Genomic DNA, 23118 nt, shown 5'->3' with positions numbered 1-23118 from the left:
AGGAGACTCCCATGCATCACCCTCACCTCGCGGCAGCCGCCGCGGCGCTAGCCTGCGCGAATGCCTGTGCGCAGGCCCCCGCCAGCGTCACCCTCTATGGCTCGCTCGACGTTGCCGTCACACGGCGCGCCGACCATGTGTGGGCCATCGACCCGCAAGGCGGCAACCGCCTCGGGTGGTTCGGCCTCGAAGACCTCGGCGGCGGCTGGGCGGCGCAGTTCCGCATGGAGATGCGCTTCGACCCCGACACCGGCCTGCCCGAGCGCAGCTCGCGGCCCATCTGGCAGGGCGAGACCACGGTCGGCTTGAGAAGCCCCTGGGGCACGGTGCGCCTGGGCCGCGCCATGACGGCCATGCAGTGGTACGCGGGCTACTTCGACCCCTGGGCGTTGAAGACGGTGGCCTCCATCAACCTGAATCAGATGGCCTCGTATTTTTCCGACCCGCTCCAGGGGGCGGGCGCCGGCTCGGTGCGCTGGGGCAACGCGGTCTTCTACGACTCGCCGCGCATTGCCGGCGTGCTCGCCGCGGCCTCGATCACCGCGCCGGAAGGGCAGTACGCGGTGCACCCGTACAGCCTCGCGCTGCAGTACGACAAGAACGGTCTGATGCTCTTCACCGGCTACGAGCGCAACACCGTCGGCTCGCGCTTCTCGCAGGTGGCCGGTGGCTACGACTTCGGCGTGGTGAAGCCGGCGCTGTCGTTCGCGCGCAGCCGCTCCCCGGCTGGTGTCGATGGCGACCGCACCGGCCCCGCACCGGCGGGCCGCGCGATCAAGGCGGTGGGCCTCACCGCCACGGCGCCACTGCCCAGCGGCCAGCTCAAGTTTGGCTACAACTTCAAGAAGTTCGACGGCCAGACCGGCAAGGACCACCAGCTCGGCCTCGGCTACAAGCACGACCTCTCGCGCCGCACTTACCTCTACACCGACTTCAACGGCCTGAAGCCCGAGGTCGGCCCCGAGCGCAAGAGCTACGACCTCGGCATCGTCCACATCTTCTGACGAGGAGCCGAGCATGAAGACCCTCCAACATCTCCTCGTCGCGGTGCTGCTGGCCGCGTGCGGCGCCACGCAGGCGCAGACCCTGCGCGACAAGCTGCCCGAGTCCATCCGCAAGGACGGCGTGCTGCGCTTCGTGGGCGACTCGCACCCGCCCTACCGCATCACCACCGACGGCAAGACCTTCACCGGCATCGACACCGACTTCGCCCGCGCCCTCGAGCCCGTGCTCGGCGTGAAGATCGAGCAGCACCTCGCGAGCGGGCTGCCCGCGATGCTGGCCGGCGTGGAAGCCGGCCGCTACCACCTGTCGATGGGCCCGATCAAGGACACGAAGGAGCGCGAGACCCGCTTCGACTTCGTGGTGTGGACACAGACGCGCCCGTCCTTCCTCTACCTCACCGACGGCGGCAAGAAGGTCGAGTCGTCGCAACAGATGTGCGGCATGTCGGTCGCGCTCGTGTCGGGCACCGTGATCGAAGACGCGGTGAAGCGACTCGGCGAGCGCTGCGTGGCGAGCGGCGCCAAGCCGCCCACCGTGCTCACCTTCACCGACCACAACCCGTCGGTGCTCGCGGTGCAGTCGCGTCGCGCCGACCTGGCGGGCCTCACGATGACCGCCGCGCTCTTCACCATCCAGGCGACGCCAGGCCGCTTCGGCGTGTTCGCCGACACCACGCAGGCGCAAGGCGTCGACCTGCTCGGCCTCGTCGTCAGCAAGTCGGGCGGGCTCGGGCCGGTGATCCTGGAAGCGATGCAGGTGCTGTGGAAGAACGGCGAGTACGACCGCATCATGCAGAAGTGGGGCATCTCGGCCGTGCGGCTCGATGCGCCGAAGCTCAACGTCGGGCAGTGACATGCAGGCGATGACGCTGAATCCGGCGGACGACGCGGCACGTGCGAGCCGCAGGCCAGGGCTGCGCTATGGGCTGGCCACGGTGGCGCTCGCCTTCGTGGTGTTCGAACTGGTGTGGTTCGCGATCAAGACCCCGGGCTTCGGCTGGCCCACGGTGCTCAAGTACCTCATGGCGCCCACCGTGCTGCAAGGCTTGCTGACCAGCCTCTTGCTCACGCTCGCCGGCATGGGCGCGGGCATCGTGCTCGGCGGTGCCACGGCGCTGCTCAAGCTCGGCCCTTTCCTGCCGGGGCGCTGGCTGGCCTCGGTGTACGTGTGGCTCTTCCGCGGCACGCCGCTGCTGATCCAGCTCATCTTTTGGTACAACCTCGCGTACCTCTTGCCGCGCATCGAGCTCGGCCTGCCGTTCGGCCCCACCTGGGCCAGCGTCGACACCAACACGCTCATCACGCCGGTCACCGCCGCCTTGCTCGGCCTTGCGCTGAACGAAGGTGCGTACATGAGCGAGATCATGCGCGCCGGCATCTTGTCGGTCGACAACGGCCAGCGCGATGCGGCCCGCGCCATCGGCCTCACGCCCACGCAGATCTTCTGGCGCGTGGTGCTGCCGCAGGCCATGCGTTTCATCGTGCCGCCCACCGGCAGCCAGGTGATCGGCATGTTGAAGGGCACCTCGCTCGTGAGCGTGATCGCGATGGCCGACCTGCTCTTCTCGGTGCAGGCCATCTACAGCCGCAACTTCGAGGTGATCCCGCTGCTGATCGTGGGCGTGATCTGGTACCTCTCGATGTTCTCGTTGCTCTACCTGCTGCTGGGCTGGCTGGAGCGGCGCTATTCGCGTGGCCAGCGTGTGGGGGTGGCGCGATGAGCGGCCCTGCAGTGCTCCAGCTGCGAGGCGTGGTCAAGGCCTATGGCGGCCCGCGCGTGCTCGACGGTGTGAACCTCGACGTGCACGAAGGCGAGGTGCTGGCACTCATCGGTCCCTCGGGCTCGGGCAAGTCGACGCTCGTGCGCTGTGCCCACCAGCTCGAAGCCATCGACGCCGGGGCGATCTACCTCGACGGCGAGCTGCTCGGGTTCCGGCACCGCGGCACGCGCCTCGTGCCGCTCGGCGCCGCCGAGGTGGCGCGCCAGCGCGGGCGCATCGGCATGGTGTTCCAGCAGTTCAACCTCTTCCCGCACATGACGGTGCTGGAGAACCTCACGCTCGGCCCGTTGAGCGTGCGTGGCGAAGCGCGCGAGGCAGCCACCGCGCATGCGGTCGAGCTGCTCGATCGCGTGGGCCTCAAGGCCAAGGCGGCGGCCTACCCCCGGCATCTCTCGGGCGGCCAGCAGCAGCGTGTGGCCATCGCGCGTGCGCTCGCGATGCGGCCGCGGCTCATGCTCTTCGACGAGCCCACCAGCGCGCTCGACCCCGAGCTCGTGGGCGAGGTGCTCGCCGTGGTCACCGACCTGGCGAAGCAGGGCATGACGATGGTCGTCGTCACGCACGAGATGGCCTTTGCCCGCGAAGCCGCGCACCGCGTGGTGTTCATGGAGCGCGGGTGCATCGTCGAGCAGGGCGCGGCCCGCCAGGTGTTCGGTGCGCCGAGCACGGAGCGCCTCCAGGCCTTCCTCCACCACTCGCTCGCCAAGCCCCTCGCCGCATGAACCTCACACCTCATGACGCCTGGCTCGCGCTCGCCGCGGCCTATGCCGACCGGCTGGGCGCGGCGCGCGCCGCGGCTGCGTCCGGCTGCCCGGTCATCGGGGTGGTGGGCCACACCGTGCCGGTGGAGCTGGTCGTGGCCGCGGGGGCGATGCCGGTGCAGGTGACGGGCCGCGAGGGCCCCACGCCGCTGGCCGACGAATGGCTCGAGACCTTCTACGACCCCGACGTGCGCGCTATCTGCGAGCAGGCCTTGCGCGGCGAGCTCGCGTTCCTGCGCGCGCTCGTCATCCCGCGGTCCACCGAGCCGCATCACAAGCTCTACCTCTCGCTGCACGAGCTGGTGCGGCTGGGCCGCGCACCGCAGATGCCCACGCTGCTGCTCTACGACCTGCCGCACACGCAGGGCGAGGCGCAGCGCCGCTACGGCCTGGCCCGCACGCAGGCGCTGGCCGAGGCGCTCGCCCGCCTCACCGGCCAGCCGCTCGGCGAGGCGCGCCTGCAGGCGGCCATCCGCAGCGTGAACGCAGTGCGCCGCGCGCAGCAGGGCCTGCAGCACATGCGCCAGGCCTTGCCCTGCGAATGGCGCGGCGAGATGGCGCAGGTGCTCAACGGCGCGGCTCGCTTCATGGCGCCGCAGCGCTACGCCGAGCTGCTGCCGGCGGCGCTGCGCCTCTACCCGGGCCATCGACCGCCCGCCGGCCCGCGCCTCCTGGTCAAGGGCGTGCCGCTCGACCACGCGGCGCTGCACCGCGCGGTCGATGCGGCGGGCGCCGTGATCGTGGCCGAAGACGACCCCTGGGGCACGCGCAGCGCGGGGTCGCTCGTGGCCGAGGACGGCGACGCCTTGCATGCGCTGGCGCAGCACTACCAGACCGAGGTGCCGTGCCCGCGCCTCCACCCGCGCCCGGCACGCGAAGCCTGGTTCCTGCGTGCGCTCGACGAGATCTCGATCGACGCCGTGCTCTTCCACCTGCCCGCGCCCGACGACGTGCACGGCTGGGATTTCCCCTCGCACCGCGCCGAGCTCGAACGGCGCGGCCTTCCTTTCCTCGTGCTGCGCACGGCGCAGCCCGATGCCCGGCAACTGCGCGACTTCGTGCAGTCGCTCGCCTTGCGAACCCCCTGATGTCCCACGACAAACAACTGAGCTGCACCGCCGCCGCCTCCGAGCGACAGAAGACCTGGTTCGCCGAACTGCGGCGCGACGTGTTCGAGCGGCGCTTGCCCTACGCCATCATCAATGCCGACGCGCCGCACGACCTCTTTCACGTGATGGGCGTGCCGGTGGTCACCAACCAGTGGTGGTCGGCGGTGGTGGCGGCCAAGCGGCTGTCGCACGAATACCTCGACGGGCTCAACGCCCTCGGTTACGACGAAAGCCTGTGCCGCTACTGCAGCGTAGGCCTGGCCACGACGCTCGTCGACCTGGGCGAGCGTGCGCCCTGGGGCGGCCTGCCCAAGCCCGCGCTGCTGTGCGCACGCCTTACCTGCGATTGCATGTCGCGCGTGTTCGAGGAATGGGCGCGGGCCTTCGATGCCGAGCTCGTGACGCTCGAGGCGCCGGGCAGCGCGGTGCTGCCGCCACGCTGGTGGGAGCTCTCGCGCGAGCGCTGGGACGAGCTCTCGGAGCCGCACCGCCTCGACCTGATGACCGAGCAGCTCTGGCAGCTCGCGCACCGCCTGGAGGCCATCACCGGCAAGACCTTCGACGAGGACGAGTTCCGCGCCTTCCTCGAACGCGTGAACGCGCAGGAGGAATGTTTCGACGAGGTGCGCCAGCTCATCGCCCAGGCGCCGAAATGCCCGGTGCGCATCAACGAGCAGATGACGAACACCATGGCCGCGCAGTGGCACCGCGGCAGCGCGTGGGCGCTGCAGCACGCGCAGCGCTTCCGCGACGAGGTCAAGCAGCGGGTGGCCGATGGCGTGGCGGTGTACGAGGGCGAGCGCCGCCGCCTCATGTGGATCGGCGCGGGCCTATGGCACAACACCGCGTTCTATACGAACTTCGAACAATCGCACGGCGCGGTCTTCGTGTGGTCGATGTACCTGCCCTTCGGGCCCGACTGGTACATCCGCTACGGGCTCGATGACCCCATGCGCGCACTCGCGAGCCGCGTGGTCACGATGAACGAGGTGCTGCACAACCCGCCGTATGCGCCGGAGTGGGTCGTCGAGGAGGCGAAGCGCAACCGCATCGACGGCGCGGTGCTCCTGATGCCCAAGGGCAGCCGGCCCTCTGCCGCCGGCACCCTCTTCATCCAGCGGGCGCTCGAAGCGGCGGGCATCCCGACGCATCTGCTCGAAGCCGACATGGTCGACTCGCGTGGCTGGGACGATGCGCGCGAGCACCAGGCGATGGTGCGGTTCCTCGAGGAGCGACTCGCATGAACACTCCCCTCGAAGGCGTCACCATTCTCGACTTCACGACCGCGCTGGCCGGCCCGTATTGCACCTTGCTGCTCGCAGGGCTCGGCGCACGTGTCATCAAGATCGAGAACCCACGCTCGCCCGACACCGCGCGCGGCAACTCGCCCTACCTCGGGGCCGATGGCCTGAAGGCCGTGCGTGACCGCGATGACGATGTCTCGCTCGCCATGCTTGAGCGGGGCCGCAACAAGTGGGCGGTGACGCTCGACCTCAAGCACCCCGCAGCCGGAGCGGTGTTCGCCGACCTCGTGCAGAAGGCCGATGCCATCGTCGAGAACTTCAGCGCCGGCACCGCCGACCGCATCGGTATCGGCTACGCGCAGGCCAGCGCGCTCAACCCGCGCCTCGTCTACACCAGCATCAGCGGCTTCGGTGCCGATGCGCAGGGCTCCTCGCAGAACAAGGCGATGGACACCATCGTGCAGGCCTTGAGCGGGCTGATGCTCACCTCGGGCCACCCGGGCGATCCGCCGGTGCGCGTGGGCGTGCCGTTCGGCGACCTGGCGGCGCCGCTCTTCGCCACCATCGGCACGCTGGCCGCGCTGATGCAGGCGCGTGCGACGGGCCGTGGCCAGCAGGTCGACGTGTCGCTGCTGGGCGCGCTCAGTGCGCTCGTGGCCTGCGAGCCTTTCGACGCCATGCAACGCACCGGGCAGGCGGCGCGCACCGGCAACGCGGTGCCGCGGCTGGGTGCCTTTGGCGTATTTGCCTGTGCCGACGGCCATGTGTCGATCTGCGCGCCCACCGACGCGTTCACCGCGGGGCTCTTTGCGGCGATGGGGCAGGGCGATCTCATCACCGACACCCGCTTTGCGAGCCGCGACCAGCGTGTCGCCAATTCGCCTGAGCTCTATGCGCTCATCGAAGCGTGGACCACACGCAACGCCACCGATGACGTGGTGCGGGCGCTCGAAGCGCAGGGCGTGCCGGCCGCGCCGGTGCGCAACCCCGCCGAGGCGATGCGCGATCCGCGCCTGCTGCGCCGTGGCGAGACGGTGAGGCTCGCGCACCCGGTGCACGGCGACGTGGGCGAGGTGCATGCCGGCGGCTTGCCGATCCGCATGTCGGCGTCGCAAGTCGGCTTCGACGCACCGCCGCCCGGGCTCGGCGAACACAACAACGCGGTCTACGGCCAGCTGCTCGGCTATTCGGCCGAGAAGCTCCAGGCCTTGCGGGATCAGGGAGTGATCTGACGATGGAGACGAGGATCATGGGACTCACACGATGGTGGTCCGCCGCCGGCGGCCTGCTGCTGTGCACGGCGGCCGCGGCGCAGGCCGTGGACTACGCAGGCGGCGAACGCTGGTTCCCGGTCAACGAAGGGCGGCAGCTGGCGAAGGAACTGCGCTACCCGAACGACGCCGGTGCGGCCACGACGCTCAATGCGAAGGGGCCGATCGACACCAAGGGCCACGCCTTCTTCACGCCGCTGGGCGGGAACGGCCGCGCGTGCGCCACTTGCCACCAGCCGGCCGATGCGATGGGCCTGTCGGTGGCCACCATCCGAGAACGATGGAACGCGACGAAAGGCCAGGACCCGCTCTTCGCCCCCGTCGATGGCGCCAATTGCCCGCACCTGCCGCAAGGCCAGGAGGCGTCGCACTCGTTGCTGCTCAGTCGCGGGCTCTTTCGCATCGCCCGCCCGTGGCCGCCGCGCGGCGATGACGGCAAGCCGATCAAGGCCGAGTTCTCGCTCGAGGTCGTGCGCGACCCGACCGGCTGCAACCTGCATGCACAGCACGGCCTGAAGAGTGACAACCCGACGGTCTCGGTCTACCGGCGCCCGCGGCCGGTGGCCAACCTCAAGTACATGCTCGCGGTGGGCTTCCCCTTCGACCCGAAGAATGGCCTGCCGCTCAAGCGAGATCCGCTCACGGGCGAGTACATGAGCGGCAACCTGCTGTCGGACGCCCGCGCGCTCACGCTGCCGCTTCAACTGCAGGATGCGGTGCGCAGCCACCTGCAGATGAACGGCAACCCGACGCCCGAGCAGGTGAAGCAGATCCTCGACTTCGAGCAGCAGGTGTTCTCGGCGCAGAGCCACGACAAGTGGGGCGGGCCGCTCACCGACGGCGGCGCGATGGGGGGGCCCGAGGTGCTCGAGAAGTCGCGCGCCGGCGTGCTGCAGAACGCGCAGCGCAACCCGATCTGGAAGGAGTTCCTGCCGTGGAAGACCTCGGCGCCTGCCGCGAATGCCGAGCAGCAGAAGTTCCGCGAGTCGGTGGCGCGCGGGGCCGAGCTTTTCGTCAAGCGCATGTTCCTGATCTCGGGCTCGACCGGCATCAACTCGATGGGCTTCGGAAGCCCCGTGCTCAACTCCTGCGCGATGTGCCACAACATGGTCAACGTCGGCATCGACGTCGCACCCGGCCAGGTGGACCTCGGCACGACGAACGAACCGTGGGCGAAGCCCTCGCCCGAGCTGCCGCTCTTCAAGCTGACCTGCAACGCCAACGTCAAGCCGCACCCCTTCCTCGGGCGTGTGGTCTACACGCAGGACCCGGGCTACGCGCTCACCACCGGCCGCTGCGAGGACATCGGGAAGATCACGATGCAATCGATGCGCGGCCTCGCGGCGCGTGCGCCGTATTTCGCCAACGGCTCGGCGAAGACCCTGCGCGAGATCGTCGAGATCTACAACCGGCGCTACCAGATCCGCCTCTCCGAGCAGGAGATCGACGATCTCACCAACCTGATGAGTGTGCTGTGATGAAGACGAATACCTTCCTCTTCTTCGTCGCGGCGCTGCTCGTGGCCGATGCGGCCACCGCGCAGTCGGACTTCCGCCGCTTCGTCACCTGCCCGATCTATCGCGACACCGATGCCGGCCGCAAGTCGGGCTGCTGGCTCGGCACGCAGGTCGAGACGAGCGAACGCTTCGACGTGAGCAACAGCCCCGACAAGCCGCTTGCCGGCCGCTTGATGCTGGTCGAGGGTGTGCCTTCGAACGAGAAAGACATCTGCGGCGGTGTCGTGCTGCAACCCGTGCGCATCTCGGTGCTGCAGGAGCCGTGCCCCGAGGTGATCATCCCGGCCGAAGGGTGGCCCAGCAAGCCGAGCGTGTTGCCGCCGCTCGTGATCGCGCCGCTCTCGGTGCCGCGCAAGCTGCCGCAGCCGCCGTTCGAAGAGAAGCAGTTCCACCTCATCTTCGACTACGACAGCGACTTCCTCGTCTACCAGAGCGTCGAACTGACGATCGAGAACGCGACGCTGCTGGCGCAGGCGAGCAAGGCGAAGCGCGTGATCGTCACGGGGTACGCCGACACCCAGGGTGTCGAGGCCTCGGGCCGCGTCTACAAGGAAACGCTCGCGCTCGCGAAGGCACGCGCCGAGATGACCGCCGAAGCGCTGCGCCGCATGGGGGTGCGCGCCGACACGCTGCAGGTGAAGTGGCAAGGCAACCCCGCGCCGCTCGCCCACGAGGCGCCCATGCACGAGCCCTCGAAGCGGCGTGTCACGGTGACCGTGCGGCCCTGAATTCCAACAACACCTGAGGAGACCTCTTATGAAAACCAAGATCGCGCTCGCCTGCGCGCTGGCCGCTGGCGGCGTGCACGCACAAACCGCCCCCGGCGTGACGCTCTACGGCCGCATGGACATGGCCATCGCCTACCAGACACGCCTCATCTCCGGCGGCACCGTCGTGGGCGGCCACCGCTGGTACGCCGACAGCGGCGGCAGCAACGGCAGCCGCTGGGGCTTGCGCGGGGGCGAAGACCTCGGCGGTGGGTTGAGGGCCGTCTTCGTGATGGAAAGCGGCCTGCAGGCCGACACCGGCGTCATCGGCCAGGGTGGCCGCATCTTCGGCCGCCAGGTCTACGTGGGCCTCGACAGCCCGGCCGGGCGCCTGACGCTCGGCCGCCAGTACACGCCGTACTTCGACGTGCTCTCCACCTCCGACCCCTTCGGCAACAACCTCGTCGGCAACTCCGGCAACGTGGAGCACGCCAACCCGCGCGTCGACAACAGCCTGCAGCTCAGCTCGCCGAACTTCGGCGGTGTCACGGTGCAGGGCCTGCTGGCCCTCGGCGAGCGCAACGGCTCGAGCGCCGCGGGGCGGCAGGTCAACCTGGCGGTGAAGTACCAGCGCGGCCCGCTGTGGATCGGCGCAGCGCATGCGCGGCAAGGCAGTGCCGACGAGGTGCCGCCCGCCTCGGGCAACTTCCAGTCGAACGTGACCGCCAAGTTCTCCATCGTCGGTGCGAGCTACGACTTCGGGGTGGTCAAGCTCTTCGGCAACTATGCGGTGATGGACGAAATGAACCCGACCGTTCAGGCCGCGCCCACCCCGGTGGCCGGCGCGGAAGGGTCGAGCTGGTTGCTCGGTGCGAGCGCGCCGCTCTTCGGCGGCAGCCTGATGGCCAGCGTGGTTTCGCTCGACGACAAGCGTGCGCTCAATCGCGACGCACGCATGCTGGCCACGGGCTATACATATCCGCTGTCGAAGCGCACCATGCTGTACGGCGCCTGGGCGCGGATGATCAACCGCAACGGTGGCACGCTCACGGTCAACACGCCGTCGTACCCGGGCACCAGCGAGATCCAGTTCCAGGCGGGCCTGTCGCACGTGTTTTGACGGAGCGTGGCCATATCCACAGGCCTTCCCGGAATGCGGATTGCCGGTTCGCCGGCAGTCCTCGACGCGTGGAGGCCCCAGATGAAGCCAGCCCTTTCCATCGCCAGCCGCTGCTGCAGTGCAGCGATCTCGTGCACCTGCGCGGCGGCATCGCTCGCACAGCCGCCCGCCCCGGTGGACCGACGGGGCCACACGGTGATCGACAACTGCGTGACCGCCGCACAGCTCTCGTTCAAGGCTGGCGTCAACGGCATCGTGCTCGACGAGCGCGACGGCGCCGAGGTCGCGGCGAGCATCGTGCGTCGCTACCCGATGATCGAGCGCGATGGTCTGTACCCGACCGCGGTGGCCTTGTGGCGGCCACCCAAAGGCGAGTGGGTCTACGCCACGCTGTCGCAGAAGGCGCATGCACCACACCCCCTCTGTTTCACCGCGAACGTGGATGCGGGCAAGCTCGACGCGACGCCCACCCTGATCCGCAAATACTTCAGCCCGGCGCCTTGAGCTGGGTGGCCTGAGCCTCGGCCTGCACGCGGCCACAGGCGCGCACGATGCGCCAGTGCGCCATGGCCACGGCGCTTCCCTTGCCGATGCCCCAGCCCACCACCCAGCCCAGCGCCACCTCGGCCACCCAGGCGCCGAGGGCCGACAGCGATTCGACACCCGCCGGCTCGATGGGGAAGACCATCGCCAGACCGGTGAATGCAACCGCGGTCCACAGGGCCGTCCAGCCGCCGCTACGGCCGAGCTGGCGGTTGATGACACGCTCGAAGTGCTCGTTGCGCGCGGAGCGCAGGCCGGGTACGCGCAGCGTCACGCGCACGCGCGGCAACTTCCAGCGCCTGATGATGGTCTGGCGGAAGGCCTGCAGCTCGGAGATCGAATCGATCGCCAGCGTGCGGGGCGGCGGGACGCGGCGCACCGCGGGCTTGGTCGCCACGGGTCAGGCGACGGCGCTCGGCGGGCAGAGGATGCCCAGGAAGATCGGCCGCACGTAGAGCTCGGCCACGTTGTCTTGCGTGGCGCTCGGCACCCAGTGCGTGAGGCTGCCGGCCGAGTTGACGAGGCCGCTGGCGACCTGCGCGGCAATCACCGGGTGCAGCGGGCGGATGGAGCCGTCCATCATGCCGTCGACCACCACGTCGGCCAGGCGCTCGGTGAGGCGGCTCATGGTGCGGCGCACGTCGCTGCGGCGCTCGGGGTCGGAGAGGGCGCTGGTCGCGCCCAGGCGCAGGAGCGGCCCTTCGGGTGACAGCTGGAAGCGTGCGAGCGACCGCGAGATCGCGCAGGCGCGGTCCCAGCCCTTGCCCTCGATGCCGTCGGCCAGGCTCAGCGCGCGGCGGATCACGGCGAAGGTGCGCTCGAAGCAGTCGAAGATCAGGTCTTCCTTGTTGTCGTTGTGGTGGTAGAACGAACCCTTGGTCACGTTGAGCTTGGCCGAGATCATGTCGACCGAGGCGCCGCGGTAGCCCTGCTCGTTGACGAGGAAGGAGGCGGCGCGCAGGAAGGCTTCGGCGGTCGCGTCGTCGTTGACGGTGAGGCGCCATTCGCGCTCGGCCTGCGACGGGGCCCACACTGAGCCGGGCGCGGCGCTGCCGTGGATGACGATGTCGCTCACACGCTCGGCGATGTGGGCGTATTCGTCGGTCTCGTAGCGGTCGATCCAGCCACGCACCCAGTGCGCCACCGACAACACCATGTAGGTGCGCGCGGCGAGGTCGGCACGGCCGAGCTGCGCGGTCTGCGGCGTGCGCAGCAGCTCGCGCAGGCGGCGGAACATGTCGTTGTAGGCGTCGGAGACGACCTCGAAATGCGGGCTCGGCAGCGCGCGCATGTCGTTGAAGGTCATCAGCGGGGCATGGGCGCCGTGGTCGATGTCGGCGAAGAGCGCGGCCTGCAGGCGGAAGAACTCGTGCACCCGCGCCTCGATGCCGCTCTTCTGCGCGGCCTGGTCGATCACGTGGCGGATGACTTCGATTGCCCGCAGGAAGCAGGCGGTCGCCAGGTCTTCCTTCTTGCGGTAGTAGTAGGTCACGCTGTTGGTGACCAGCCCCACGCTGGCGGCGATGTCGGCCAGCGTCGCGCCCTTCACGCCGTGCTGGTTGAACAGGTTGGCGGCGGCGCTGAGGATGGCTTCGCGCTTTTCCTGAAAGCGCTGCGTCTGGGCAGGGAGCGTCGCGGACATCGGCGGTTGACGGGAGGGGGGCTTGCGTGCAGCCATGAATTATCCGCCAGCCCCTTCTCCTGTTCTGCCGTGCGCTACGTCAGGCGGCAATCTTTCGCGATTCCGGCATCTGCATCACGACGCCATCGTGCAGGTGGCAGGCCACTGCACGGCCGGCGCCCTTGTCGAGCAGGGCCGGGTCCTTGGTCTTGCAGACGTCCATCGCCTCGGGGCAGCGGGGGTGGAAGCGGCAGCCCGAGGGCGGGCGCAGGGCGCTGGGCACTTCGCCCGTGACCACGATGCGCGGGCGCGTGGCCTCGATCTCGGGGTCGGCCACCGGCACGGCCGACATCAGCGCGCGGGTGTAGGGGTGCATCGGGCGCTGGTAGAGATCGTCTTTAGACGCGATCTCGACGATGCGGCCGAGGTACATCACCGCGATGCGGTGGCTGATGTGGCGCACCACCGCGAGGTCGTGCGCGACGAAGAGGTAGGAGAGTCCCAGGCGCTGCTGCAGCTCGACCAGCACGTTGACCACCTGCGCTTGGATCGACACGTCGAGCGCCGACACCGGCTCGTCGCAGATGATGAGGCTGGGCTCCAGCGCGAGGGCGCGGGCGATGGCGATGCGCTGGCGCTGGCCGCCCGAGAACTCGTGCGGGTAGCGGTCGGCCATGTCGGGCAGCAGGCCCACGGTCTTGAGCAGATTCGCCACACGGTCGCGGCGCTCGGCCTTGGTGCCGACGTTGTAGACCTCCAGCGGCTCGCTCACGATGTCGGCCACCGTCATGCGCGGGTTCAGCGAGCCATATGGGTCCTGGTAGACCATCTGCATGCGGCGGCGGAAGCGCCCGGTGCGCTTGTCCTGCGCGGTGATGTCTTCGCCTTCGAAGAACACCTTGCCTTCTGTGATGTCCTGCATGCGCAGGATGGCCAGGCCCGTGGTTGACTTGCCGCAGCCCGATTCGCCCACCAGGCCGAGGGTCTCGCCGCGGTTGAGCGTGAACGACACGCCGTCGACCGCCTTCACGGCGCCGACCTGCTTGCGCAGCACGGCGCCCGCGTGCACGGGGAAGTGGACCTTCAGGCCCTCGACACGCAGCAGCGGGTCGGACTTGGCGGACAGGGGGGTGGTGCTCATGGGTTGACGGGTTCCGAACGGGCGGGCGACACGGCGGCGGCGTCGCGGATGCAGGCCATGATGTGGTCGGTGCCGACCGTGCGCAGCTCAGGGCGCACCTGCCGGCATTCATCGGTGGCCAGCCGGCAACGTGGTGCAAACGCGCAGCCGGGGGGCAGGCGCGTGAGGTCGGGCGGCGAGCCTTCGATGGGCACCAGGCGTTGCGACGAATCACCGTCCAGGCGCGGCACCGAAGCCAGCAGGCCACGCGTGTAGGGGTGGCTCGGGTTCTTGTAGATGTTGCGGGCCGACGACTGCTCGACGATCCGCCCGCCGTACATCACCGCCACACGGTCGGCATAACGCGCGACGACGCCGAGGTCGTGGGTGATGAGGATCAGCGACGCGTTGGTTTCGCGGCACAGCTCCTTCAGCAGGTCGAGCACCTGGGCCTGCACCGTCACGTCGAGCGCGGTGGTGGGCTCGTCGGCAATGATGAGCCGCGGCTTGCACGCGAGCGCCATCGCGATCATGGCGCGCTGGCGCTGTCCGCCCGAGAACTGGTGCGGGTAGGCGCTGCCCTTCGAGGCCGCATCGGGGATGCGCACCTTGGCCAAGAGTTCGCCCGCGGTCTTCAGCGCCACCTCCCACGCGGTGCCGCGGTGCAAGTTCATCGGCTCGGCGATCTGCTTGCCGACCGTGATGGTCGGGTTGAGCGAGGTCATCGGCTCCTGGAAGATCATCGCGATGCGGTCGCCGCGCACCGCGCGGATCTCCTCGTCGCTCATCTTCACGAGGTCCTTGCCTTCGAAGAGGATCTGGCCGCTCTCGATGCGCCCCGGCGGGTTGGGAATGAGCCGCAGGATCGAAAGCGCCGTGACGCTCTTGCCCGAGCCCGACTCGCCCACGATGGCGAGCGTCTCGCCAGGGGCGACGTCGAAGGAGACGTTGTCGACCGCAGTCACCTCACCGCGCTCGGTGCGAAAGCGCGTGGTGAGGTTGCGGACTTGGAGCAGGGGTTCAGTCAATTGCGTTCCTTTGACGGCATCACTTGCCCATCTTCTTTTTCATTTCCTGGTCGATCCAGATGCGGGAATAGATCGGCCACGGGCGCACCGCGCCTGCGCGCAGCTCGCCGTCGTAGTTCTTCACCCACGGCCACCAGGCCACGTGGTTGTAGGGGGTGGGCAGCCACACGTAGGGCGCCTTCTCGAGGATCTCGCGCGTCATCACCTTGAGGGCGATCTGGCGCTTGCCTTCGTCACGCTCGGCCAGCACCTCGTTCATGCGGCGCTCGAAGGCCGGGTCGTCCCACTGCGAGGGGTTCCAGACCTGGCCCTTGACGAAGTTCTTGCGGATCGACGTCGTCGGGTTGGTGTGGCCGTTGTCCATCAGGTAGAGCGGCGCGTTGGTGCGCGTCGTCATCGCCGACAGGAAGGCCGGGTACTCCATCGGCTGGATCTCGAGCTTGACGCCGATCTTGTCGTAGTAGGCGGCGAGCATCTGTACCAGGTCGGCATGCGTGCCGTTGACCGAGTTGTATTGCACCTTGAAGGTGAAGCCGTTGGGGTAGCCGGCTTCGGCCAGCAGCTGCTTGGCCTTGGTCGGGTTGTAGGTGAAGAGGTCTTGCACGGCCTTGGGCATCGCGCTCAGCGGCTCGAAGTAGCCCACATAGTCCGGGTGCATCGGGAAGCCGAACACTTCGGCGTGCCCGCTGTAGATCGATTTGATGATGGCCTGGCGGTCGACCGCCATGTTCATCGCCTGGCGGACGCGGATGTCGTCGAAGGGCTTGGTGTCGACGCGCATCGCCATGTAGGTGCCGGCCATCGCCAGCGTGCGCGACCACTTGAGCTGCGGCGCCTGCTTCTTCAGGTCTTCCACTTCGCTCGCGCGGATGACTTCGAGGATGTCGAGCTTGCCGGTGCGCAAGAGCGAGTAGCGCGTGGCCTCGTCCTTGATGGTGCGGTAGGTCACCTTGTCGACGAACGGAAGCTTGTACTCCTGGCCGCCTATCTTTTCCTTGTCCCAGTAGATGGGGTTCTTGACGTAGGTGTTGGAGTTGCCGGCCTGGAAGTCCTGCAGCAGGAAGGGGCCGGTGCCGTTGACGTTCTTCCAGTTCGACGCACCGGCTTCCACCACTTCCTTCGGCACGATGGCCGAGTAGTAGCCCCAGCCCCAGCGGTAGTCCCACTCGGCGTTGTAGTGCTTGAAGTTGAAGACGACGGTGTGCTTGTCTTTCGCCGTGACCTTGGCGATGTGGTCGAGGTACTCGGGGATCTTCTTCGGGCTCTTCTGCTGGCGCTCGACCGCGTAGACCACGTCGTCGGCCACGAACTCGCGCGACTTCATCACGCCCGGCTTCTCGGGGTACATCACGCCCTTGCGCAGCTTGATTTCGAGCGTGAGCGGGTCGGTCCACTTCCAGCTCTCTGCCAGCTCGCCGCGGATCGCGTCGCTCGGCAGCCAGGCATCGGCCACGAAGCGGTGCTTGCCGCCGTTCTTGACCGACTTCGACAGGTCACCGGCCCACAGCACCTCGTATTCGGCGCCAGCATCGTGGTTGATCTTCCAGTTGTAGTCGGCCGGGTCCCACGACAGGGCGGAGATGCCCACGTAGACGGTGCCCAGCCGCAGCTCGCCGCCGTATTGCGGCTTGCCTTGGGCGAGGGCGGCGGCAGGCGCCACGGCGATGGCGGCCGCGAGGGCGCCTGCATGCAAGCAACTGCTGAACGTCTTCATGGGCACGTCTCCTGTTGAGGTTGATCTATCGCTTGGGGCCTCTGTCGACTACTACTTCCGAATCACTTCCCCATTTTTTTCTTCAGTTCCTGGTCGACCCAGATGCGGGCGTGGATCGGGCCGGGGCGCTCGGCGCCGGCGCGCAGCTCGCCGCCGTAGTTCTTCACCCACGGCCACCAGCCGGTGTAGACGTAGGGCGAAGGCAGGAAGATGGCGGGCGCCTGCGCGAGGATGATTCGCGTCATCTGGCGCACCTTGACCTGGCGCACGCGCTCATCCGGCTCGGCGAGCACCTCGGCCATCATCTTCTCGATGGTCGGGTCGTAGAACTGCGACGGGTTCCACATCTGGCCCTTGACGAAGCTCTTGCGCAGCGCGGTCGTCGGGTTGGTGTGGCCGAGGAACATGAAGTAGCCCGGGGCGTTCTTCCTGGTCGTCATGGCCGAGAGATACGCGCCGTAGTCGAGCGTCTCGATCTCCATCGTCACGCCCACCTTCTGCAGGTAAGACGCGATCATGGCCAGCAGGTCGGCATCGACGCTGCTGCTGGAGGTCTGCACCTTGAAGCTGAAGCCCTTGGGCAGGCCGGCCTCGGCGAGCAGCTGCTTGGCCTTGGCCGGGTTGTAGGTGTAGAGCTCCTTGATCTCGGGCGGCATGCTCTCGAGCGGCTCGTAGTACCCGGTGTAGTTGACGTGCATCGGGTAGTTGAGCATCTCGCCGTTGCCGCCGAAGTAGCCCTTGATGATGGCCTGCTTGTCCACCGCCATGTTCAGGGCGCGGCGCACGCGCAGGTCGTCCAGCGGCTTGGTGTCCATGCGCAGCGCAATGAAGTTGCCGCCGTTGGCCAGGTACTTGTTCCACTTGATCTGGGGGGCCGAGCGCTTCAGCTCTTCGACCGCGCTCCAGCGCACCGCTTCCAGCATGTCGATCTTGCCGGTGCGCAGCGCCGTCAGGAACGTGGCTTCATCCTTGATGTAGCGGTAGGTGATCTTGTCGACGAAGGGCAGCTTGTATTCCTGGCCGCCGATCTTTTCCTTGTCCCAGTAGTTCGGGTTCTTCGTGAAGGTGAGCGACGCGCTCTGCGTGTAGCTGTCGAACATGAACGGCCCGGTGCCGTTGAGGTTCTTCCAGTCCTTGGCACCGGCGGCCACCACTTCCTTCGGCACGATGGCCGAGTAGTAGCCCCAGCCGAAGCGGTAGTCCCACTCGGCGTTGTATTCCTTGAAGTGGAAGGTGACGGTGTGCTTGTCGTTCGCCTCGACCTTGGTGAGGTGTTCGAAGTAGCCGGGGATCTTCTTCGGGCTCTTGTTGAGGCGGTCGTAGCTCGCGACCACGTCTTCCGCAGTCAGCTCGCGTGCTTCCATCACGCCGGGCCTGGCCGGGAACATCACGCCCTTGCGCAGCTTGACCACCACGCGCATCGGGTTCTGCTCCATCTTCCAGCTCTCGGCGAGCTCGCCGCGCAGCGCGTCGGGTGGCAGCCAGGCGTCGGCGCTGAAGGTGTACTTGCCGCCGTTGCGCTTGGACTTCGTGAGGTCGGCGGAGAAGAGCTGCTCGTAGACGAGGCCGGTGTCCTGGTTGTGCTTCCACGCCCAGTCGGCGTGGTCGGACGACAGCGGCGAGACCGTCACGTAGACGTTGCCGATGTTGAGTTGGCCGCCGTATTGCGGCTTTTCGGCCTGGGCCAGGGCAGCCTGGGAAACGAGCGAGAGGGCTGCAGGAGCGATTGCCAGAGAAGCGATGGCGCGCAGCTGTCGCGCCAAGGTCGTGAGTTGCATGAGCTTCCTAGTGAGAGACGAAGAAGAGAACGGAGGGGCGATCAGCGCGAGCCACGCATGCGCGGGTCGAGCAGGTCGCGCAGGGCATCGCCGAACACATTGGTCGCGTAGACCATCACGGTCAGGCACAGGCCCGGGGCCAGGGCCAGCCACGGGCCCTGGAACATGTAGGTGCGGCCGCTGCCGGAGAGCATGCCGCCCCAGGTGGGAGCCGGTGGCGGCACACCCAGCCCGAGGAAGGCCAGGCCCGACTCGGCCAGGATCACCGTGCCCACGCGCGTCGTGAAGATCACGATCACCACCGGCATCACGTTGGGCAGGATGTGCTTCCACAGGATGCGCAGCGACGAGGCGCCGAGCGACTGCGCCGCGTGCACGTACATGTTCTCGCGCACGGCCACCACCGCGCTGCGCACGATGCGCGAGCCGTCGATGCCCAGCAGCACGCCCAGCGTGATGATGGTCTGCGGCATGCCGGGGCCGAACACCGAGACGACGACGATCAGGATGATGAGGCCGGGGAAGCTCATCCACGCGTCGACGAAGCGCTGCATCACCATGTCGAAGCGGCCGCTCCAGTAGCCGCTGGTCACGCCAATGATGATCGAGATGATGGTGGAGAGCAGCGCCGCCGAGCAACCGATGATCACCGACAGGCGCGCGCCGTAGATGCAGCGCGAGAGCACGTCGCGGCCGAGGTTGTCGGTGCCGAACCAGTGCGCCCACGACGGCGCCTGCAGGCGCTCGATCATGTTGATCTCGTTGTAGCCGTAGGGCGCGAAGAACTCGGCGAAGACGCCCACCACCAGCATGAAGAGCAGCACCAGGCCACCGGCGGTGCCGAGCGGCTTCTGCTTGAAGAGGCGCTTGACGAGGTTGCGCGAGGGCGCGCGCGGCGTGGCGGCCACCGCCGCGACAGTGTTTTCGATCACGGCAGCCATCAGCGGTACCTCACCTTGGGATCGAGCAGGCCATAGCTCAGGTCCACGACCAGGTTGATGAGCATCACCGCCACGCCGACCACGAGGAAGACGCCGGTGATGATGGGGTAGTCACGCTGGTTCACCGCATCGAGCAGCAGCAGGCCCATGCCGGGGATCACGAAGATCTGTTCGATGATCACCGCGCCGCCGATGAGCAGCGGCGCCTGCAGGCCGATCAACGTGACGACCGGGATCAGCGCGTTGCGCAGTGCGTGCCGCATCACGACGAGCGGCTCGGAGAGGCCCTTGGCCCAGGCGGTGCGGATGTAATCCTGCCGCAGCACCTCGAGCATCATGGTGCGCGTGAGGCGCATGGTGATGGCCGAGAGCGCAGCGCCCAGGATGATCGCCGGGATGATCATCTGCTTGAGGTTCTGGATCGGGTCGGTGAAGAAGGGCACGTACTCCACCTCGGGCGACCAGCCCCACCAGATCGACGGGAACACCATCACCATCGTGCCGATCCAGAAGCTCGGCACCGCGAGCAGGAGGATGGAGAACGAGCGGCCGACGTAGTCGCCCGCGGTGTCCTGGCGGATCGCCGAATACACGCCGATGGGAATGGCGATCAAGAGGCCGACGATCAGCGCCAGCAGCCCGAGTTCGAAGGTCACCGGCATGCGCGCCTTCAGGAATTCGGTGACGGGCGAGTTCTGCCACAGCGAGCTGCCGAGGTCACCGCGGAAGATGATGTTCGACACCCAGGTGACGTACTGCTCCCACATCGGCTTGTCGAGGCCGAGGGCCGCCACGACCTGTTCGCGGCTCTTGCTGTCGGCCGCCACGTCGTTCTGGCTCAGCATCATGTCGATGATGTCGCCGGGGATCAGCCGCACCGTGATGAACACGATGAGGCTGGCGAAGAAGAGGGTCGGCAGCAGCGACAGCACGCGCCGGATCACATAGCCGCGCATCAGCTCTGCTCCTCACTCACGATGGCGTTCTGCCACCATACCCATTCTTCTGCGTGTCGGAATTCAGTTTGCATTCGCCTGCCTTGGTGTTCTTGCAGCTTTTTGCTGCGAAGCCGGGCGAATCATCCACTGAAGAAGATTCGAAGTCTCGCAGGGCAAACACTTAGCTGCCCTCGGTGTACGGGGTATTGCGGATGCATACCCAAGATTCGAAATCCGGGAAAACGCGAACAGGCGCGATGGAACTCACCGCGCTTTGCCGGACTCTGGCGCGTGCTTGTTCGATCGTGCTATTCCGCAGGGCGGGCCGCGGTGCGCGCGGGCCAACCGAAGAGCAGGCCGCGCAGTGCGGTGACGAAGGCGAGCGGCTGGTCGACCATCAGGTGGTGGCGTGCGGCGGGGATCTCGATGCGCGGTGTGCCAACGGGTGACAGCCCGGCGATGTAGGCCAGGATGTCGGCGTCGAACAGCATCGACTGCGCGCCCCACACGATGGCCACTGGGCACTGCAGCGCGTGGAAGTCGGGCAGCGGGTTTTCCATCCGCATGTCGCGCCACTGGAAAGGATCGAAGCGCCAGGTCCAGCCTTCGCCCTGGCCTCCTTCGAGCGGAGCCTTCTTTAAAGACGTGCGTGCGATGTGATCGGCGATGTAGAGGTTCTTGCAGACCTGGGGTGGCGCGAAGCGAAAGCGCGCCAGGGCCGAAGGCAGCGTCTCGTAGACGCGGTTGGGGCGAGGCTCCAGCCCGGCCGGGCCGGGGCCACGGCGCGCTTTGCGCATCTCGGGTGACATGACGGGGCAGTCGACCAGCACGAGGCCGCCCACTGCCTTGCCGGCGCGCGCGCTGTAGCGCAGCGCGGGAAAGCCGCCGAACGAATGCGCCACGACCACCGGCTTGGTCTTGCTCTCGAACATGCCCGCAGCCTCGGCCACGGCTGCCACCTCTTCCGACAGCAGCTCGATGGAATAGCTGTCGCGCCAGTCGGAGCCGCCCATGCCCGACCACGACATCGCGACCACGCGGAAGTCGTCGGCGAAGAAGGGCGCGATGAAGCTGTACCAGTCGGCATGCGCGCGGTTGCCGTGCAGGAGCACGAGGCCGGGCTTGCCGAGCTCGCCCCAGGTGAGCGTTTCGATGCGCGCCCCCTTCACCTCGACGAAGCTGCGCGCGGGCTCGCGTCTCAGGGCCTTGTCGAACCAACTCGGCGCCTCGGGTTTCTCCCCTTTGAACGGTGCCAGTGGTGATTGAATGTTGAGTTCCTTGGAGCTTTCGGCGGTCATGGGCGATGGCGGGATCGGTTGCGAATCTGGAAAGACAGGTATGCGCCGGCACCGTGCGACGCATGTCGCAGACGAGACTTGAGACTGTCGTGCTCTCGTCTATAAACGCGCCCATGGGGCCGCGTTCTCCGTGGCGGTACAGATTGATCTTAGAAAATTCAGTCTGCCAGAGAATCTCGACGCGTGCCACGGGGCGGCCCCGAGTCCACAACTCACTTTGGAGAGAAGCGAATGAATTTCTCGATGTCCGAACGCCAGATCTACTGGCGCGACCGCGTGGTCGACTTCATGAACAAGTACGTGTACCCCGCGGTGCCCACCTACTACGAGCAGATGAAGGGCTTCGGCACCAACCGCTGGCAGGTCGTGCCGGTGGTCGAGGAGCTCAAGGCCATCGCCAAGAAGGAAGGCCTGTGGAACCTCTTCCTGCCGAAAGATTCTCTGCCCGAAGACAGCCCCTACCGCGGTGCCGGCCTCACCAACCTCGAGTACGCAATGTGCGCGGAAGAGATGGGCAAGGTGGGCTTCGCCTCTGAAGTCTTCAACTGCTCGGCGCCCGACACCGGCAACATGGAAGTGCTGGCGCGTTATGCGAACGACGCGCAGAAGAAGATGTGGATGGAGCCTCTACTTGACGGCAAGATCCGCTCGGCCTTCCTGATGACCGAGCCCGCCGTGGCCTCGTCCGACGCCACCAACATCGCGCTCGAGATCAAGCGCGACGGCGACCACTACGTGCTCAACGGCCGCAAGTGGTGGTCGTCCGGCGTGGGCGACCCGCGCTGCAAGATCGCCATCGTGATGGGCAAGAGCAACCCCGACGCGCCCTCGCACGCCCAGCAGTCGCAGATCCTCGTGCCGATGGACACCCCGGGCATCACCGTGCTGCGCATGCTGCCGGTGTTCGGCTTCGACGACGCACCGCACGGCCACGCCGAAGTGGTGTTCAAGGATGTGCGTGTGCCGCTTGAGAACCTGCTCCTCGGCGAAGGCCGCGGCTTCGAGATCGCGCAGGGCCGCCTCGGCCCGGGCCGCATCCACCACTGCATGCGCACCATCGGCAGCGCCGAAGTGGCGCTCGAGAAGATGATGAAGCGCCTGCAGTCGCGCGTGGCCTTCGGCAAGCGCATCATCGACCAGTCGCTGTGGGAAGAGCGCATCGCCACCGCCCGCATCGACATCGAGATGACGCGCCTCCTGTGCCTGAAGGCGGCCGACATGATGGACAAGGTCGGCAACAAGGTCGCCCGCCTCGAGATCGCGATGATCAAGGTCGCCGCCCCGCGCATGGCGCTCAAGATCATCGACGACGCGATCCAGGCGCATGGCGCCGGTGGTGTGTCGGAAGACTTTGGCCTCGCCAAGCAATACGCCAGCATGCGCACGATGCGCCTGGCCGACGGCCCCGACGAAGTGCACAACCGCGCCATCGCCCGCTGGGAGATGGGCAAGTACCGCGCCCCGAAGTCGGCCTGATGGTCTGATGCTCTCGCGCCCGCCTGCCGGCGGGTGTGAACAAGGGCGCAGGGGAGCGAATCCTCTGCGCCCTTTTTGCGCAATGTGTGCGGTGGATCACCCCGCCAATGTGCCTTTGGTGGCATGGTGCGCGGTGTTGGGCGCCGC

21 protein-coding genes are annotated in these 23118 nt (G+C 67.6%); 12 read left to right on the top strand and 9 right to left on the bottom strand.

Annotated features, from left to right (window positions below):
- The first annotated feature begins 11 nt into the window (after positions 1 to 11).
- The 11 genes from RXV79_RS22400 to RXV79_RS22350 all read left to right on the top strand — a co-directional run bounded on the left by RXV79_RS22400 (position 12) and on the right by RXV79_RS22350 (position 11018).
- On the top strand, positions 12 to 1004 hold the full coding sequence (locus tag RXV79_RS22400) for a porin (RefSeq protein WP_316700308.1): 993 nt from the start codon (positions 12 to 14) through the stop codon (positions 1002 to 1004).
- Between the two features lie 13 nt (positions 1005 to 1017).
- Positions 1018 to 1857 carry a transporter substrate-binding domain-containing protein gene (locus RXV79_RS22395; protein ID WP_316700307.1) on the top strand — a complete coding sequence of 280 codons (840 nt, stop codon included), beginning with the start codon at positions 1018 to 1020 and terminating at the stop codon, positions 1855 to 1857.
- A 10-nt stretch (positions 1858 to 1867) separates the two neighbouring features.
- Complete coding sequence (locus RXV79_RS22390; RefSeq protein WP_316700306.1) at positions 1868 to 2725, top strand: amino acid ABC transporter permease; 858 nt, start codon at positions 1868 to 1870, stop codon at positions 2723 to 2725.
- Positions 2722 to 3507 (top strand): amino acid ABC transporter ATP-binding protein, encoded by a 786-nt coding sequence (locus RXV79_RS22385; RefSeq protein WP_316700305.1) that lies wholly within the window; start codon positions 2722 to 2724, stop codon positions 3505 to 3507. The genes RXV79_RS22390 and RXV79_RS22385 overlap by 4 nt, the downstream gene beginning before the upstream one ends.
- Positions 3504 to 4634 (top strand): 2-hydroxyacyl-CoA dehydratase subunit D, encoded by a 1131-nt coding sequence (locus tag RXV79_RS22380; RefSeq protein WP_316700304.1) that lies wholly within the window; start codon positions 3504 to 3506, stop codon positions 4632 to 4634. The genes RXV79_RS22385 and RXV79_RS22380 overlap by 4 nt, the downstream gene beginning before the upstream one ends.
- Positions 4634 to 5899: a 2-hydroxyacyl-CoA dehydratase subunit D gene (locus tag RXV79_RS22375; protein WP_316700303.1), complete on the top strand. Its 1266-nt coding sequence runs from the start codon at positions 4634 to 4636 to the stop codon at positions 5897 to 5899. The genes RXV79_RS22380 and RXV79_RS22375 overlap by 1 nt, the downstream gene beginning before the upstream one ends.
- Positions 5896 to 7131 carry a CaiB/BaiF CoA transferase family protein gene (locus RXV79_RS22370; RefSeq protein ID WP_316700302.1) on the top strand — a complete coding sequence of 412 codons (1236 nt, stop codon included), beginning with the start codon at positions 5896 to 5898 and terminating at the stop codon, positions 7129 to 7131. Before RXV79_RS22375 ends, RXV79_RS22370 begins: the two co-directional genes overlap by 4 nt.
- A gap of 17 nt (positions 7132 to 7148) precedes the next feature.
- Positions 7149 to 8648 carry a hypothetical protein gene (locus RXV79_RS22365; protein ID WP_316700301.1) on the top strand — a complete coding sequence of 500 codons (1500 nt, stop codon included), beginning with the start codon at positions 7149 to 7151 and terminating at the stop codon, positions 8646 to 8648.
- Positions 8648 to 9415, top strand: a complete 768-nt coding sequence (locus tag RXV79_RS22360; protein WP_316700300.1) for an OmpA family protein — start codon at positions 8648 to 8650, stop codon at positions 9413 to 9415. Before RXV79_RS22365 ends, RXV79_RS22360 begins: the two co-directional genes overlap by 1 nt.
- Before the next feature lie 28 nt (positions 9416 to 9443).
- Positions 9444 to 10514 (top strand): porin, encoded by a 1071-nt coding sequence (locus tag RXV79_RS22355; protein WP_316700299.1) that lies wholly within the window; start codon positions 9444 to 9446, stop codon positions 10512 to 10514.
- An 81-nt stretch (positions 10515 to 10595) separates the two neighbouring features.
- Positions 10596 to 11018 (top strand): hypothetical protein, encoded by a 423-nt coding sequence (locus tag RXV79_RS22350; RefSeq protein WP_316700298.1) that lies wholly within the window; start codon positions 10596 to 10598, stop codon positions 11016 to 11018.
- Here the strand turns inward: RXV79_RS22350 and RXV79_RS22345 are convergent.
- From RXV79_RS22345 to RXV79_RS22305, 9 genes are all read right to left on the bottom strand, one after another.
- On the bottom strand, positions 11002 to 11454 hold the full coding sequence (locus RXV79_RS22345) for a hypothetical protein (RefSeq protein WP_316700297.1): 453 nt from the start codon (positions 11452 to 11454) through the stop codon (positions 11002 to 11004). The two genes, RXV79_RS22350 and RXV79_RS22345, sit on opposite strands and share 17 nt — an antisense overlap.
- A 3-nt stretch (positions 11455 to 11457) precedes the next feature.
- Positions 11458 to 12699: a TetR/AcrR family transcriptional regulator gene (locus RXV79_RS22340; RefSeq protein ID WP_316700296.1), complete on the bottom strand. Its 1242-nt coding sequence runs from the start codon at positions 12697 to 12699 to the stop codon at positions 11458 to 11460.
- 79 nt (positions 12700 to 12778) lie between these two features.
- Entirely contained in the window at positions 12779 to 13819 is a 1041-nt protein-coding gene (locus RXV79_RS22335; protein WP_316700295.1) for an ABC transporter ATP-binding protein, read from the bottom strand.
- Positions 13816 to 14826 (bottom strand): ABC transporter ATP-binding protein, encoded by a 1011-nt coding sequence (locus RXV79_RS22330; protein WP_316700294.1) that lies wholly within the window; start codon positions 14824 to 14826, stop codon positions 13816 to 13818. The genes RXV79_RS22335 and RXV79_RS22330 overlap by 4 nt, the downstream gene beginning before the upstream one ends.
- Positions 14827 to 14845: 19 nt before the next feature.
- Entirely contained in the window at positions 14846 to 16540 is a 1695-nt protein-coding gene (locus tag RXV79_RS22325; protein WP_316700293.1) for an ABC transporter substrate-binding protein, read from the bottom strand.
- A 62-nt stretch (positions 16541 to 16602) separates the two neighbouring features.
- Positions 16603 to 18318 (bottom strand): ABC transporter substrate-binding protein, encoded by a 1716-nt coding sequence (locus RXV79_RS22320; protein ID WP_316700292.1) that lies wholly within the window; start codon positions 18316 to 18318, stop codon positions 16603 to 16605.
- A gap of 41 nt (positions 18319 to 18359) precedes the next feature.
- The gene (locus tag RXV79_RS22315) at positions 18360 to 19259 is read right to left on the bottom strand and encodes an ABC transporter permease (RefSeq protein WP_316700291.1); all 900 of its coding nucleotides are present in this window, start codon (positions 19257 to 19259) and stop codon (positions 18360 to 18362) included.
- Positions 19259 to 20215: an ABC transporter permease gene (locus RXV79_RS22310; protein ID WP_316700290.1), complete on the bottom strand. Its 957-nt coding sequence runs from the start codon at positions 20213 to 20215 to the stop codon at positions 19259 to 19261. The genes RXV79_RS22315 and RXV79_RS22310 overlap by 1 nt, the downstream gene beginning before the upstream one ends.
- 290 nt (positions 20216 to 20505) lie before the next feature.
- Positions 20506 to 21495, bottom strand: coding sequence for an alpha/beta fold hydrolase (locus tag RXV79_RS22305; protein ID WP_316700289.1), 990 nt, complete (start codon positions 21493 to 21495; stop codon positions 20506 to 20508).
- 231 nt (positions 21496 to 21726) lie between these two features.
- On the opposite strand from RXV79_RS22305, the gene RXV79_RS22300 reads away from it, so the two are divergent.
- Positions 21727 to 22971 (top strand): acyl-CoA dehydrogenase family protein, encoded by a 1245-nt coding sequence (locus RXV79_RS22300; RefSeq protein ID WP_316700288.1) that lies wholly within the window; start codon positions 21727 to 21729, stop codon positions 22969 to 22971.
- Positions 22972 to 23118: the final 147 nt, after the last annotated feature.

Origin of the sequence: Piscinibacter gummiphilus, from assembly GCF_032681285.1 — a bacterium.
Lineage (GTDB): Bacteria > Pseudomonadota > Gammaproteobacteria > Burkholderiales > Burkholderiaceae_C > Rhizobacter > Rhizobacter gummiphilus_A.
This window is presented reverse-complemented; position numbering and strand designations above follow the sequence as displayed.

Coding starts and splice junctions, on each gene's coding strand:
- RXV79_RS22355 (WP_316700299.1), top strand. CDS start 9,444: ATGAAAACCAAGATCGCGCTCGCCTGCGCGCTGGCCGCTGGCGGCGTG.
- RXV79_RS22310 (WP_316700290.1), bottom strand. CDS start 20,215: ATGCGCGGCTATGTGATCCGGCGCGTGCTGTCGCTGCTGCCGACCCTC.
- RXV79_RS22390 (WP_316700306.1), top strand. CDS start 1,868: ATGACGCTGAATCCGGCGGACGACGCGGCACGTGCGAGCCGCAGGCCA.
- RXV79_RS22340 (WP_316700296.1), bottom strand. CDS start 12,699: ATGTCCGCGACGCTCCCTGCCCAGACGCAGCGCTTTCAGGAAAAGCGC.
- RXV79_RS22315 (WP_316700291.1), bottom strand. CDS start 19,259: ATGGCTGCCGTGATCGAAAACACTGTCGCGGCGGTGGCCGCCACGCCG.
- RXV79_RS22395 (WP_316700307.1), top strand. CDS start 1,018: ATGAAGACCCTCCAACATCTCCTCGTCGCGGTGCTGCTGGCCGCGTGC.
- RXV79_RS22380 (WP_316700304.1), top strand. CDS start 3,504: ATGAACCTCACACCTCATGACGCCTGGCTCGCGCTCGCCGCGGCCTAT.
- RXV79_RS22305 (WP_316700289.1), bottom strand. CDS start 21,495: ATGACCGCCGAAAGCTCCAAGGAACTCAACATTCAATCACCACTGGCA.
- RXV79_RS22300 (WP_316700288.1), top strand. CDS start 21,727: ATGAATTTCTCGATGTCCGAACGCCAGATCTACTGGCGCGACCGCGTG.
- RXV79_RS22325 (WP_316700293.1), bottom strand. CDS start 16,540: ATGAAGACGTTCAGCAGTTGCTTGCATGCAGGCGCCCTCGCGGCCGCC.
- RXV79_RS22385 (WP_316700305.1), top strand. CDS start 2,722: ATGAGCGGCCCTGCAGTGCTCCAGCTGCGAGGCGTGGTCAAGGCCTAT.
- RXV79_RS22365 (WP_316700301.1), top strand. CDS start 7,149: ATGGGACTCACACGATGGTGGTCCGCCGCCGGCGGCCTGCTGCTGTGC.
- RXV79_RS22335 (WP_316700295.1), bottom strand. CDS start 13,819: ATGAGCACCACCCCCCTGTCCGCCAAGTCCGACCCGCTGCTGCGTGTC.
- RXV79_RS22350 (WP_316700298.1), top strand. CDS start 10,596: ATGAAGCCAGCCCTTTCCATCGCCAGCCGCTGCTGCAGTGCAGCGATC.
- RXV79_RS22370 (WP_316700302.1), top strand. CDS start 5,896: ATGAACACTCCCCTCGAAGGCGTCACCATTCTCGACTTCACGACCGCG.
- RXV79_RS22320 (WP_316700292.1), bottom strand. CDS start 18,318: ATGCAACTCACGACCTTGGCGCGACAGCTGCGCGCCATCGCTTCTCTG.
- RXV79_RS22400 (WP_316700308.1), top strand. CDS start 12: ATGCATCACCCTCACCTCGCGGCAGCCGCCGCGGCGCTAGCCTGCGCG.
- RXV79_RS22375 (WP_316700303.1), top strand. CDS start 4,634: ATGTCCCACGACAAACAACTGAGCTGCACCGCCGCCGCCTCCGAGCGA.
- RXV79_RS22360 (WP_316700300.1), top strand. CDS start 8,648: ATGAAGACGAATACCTTCCTCTTCTTCGTCGCGGCGCTGCTCGTGGCC.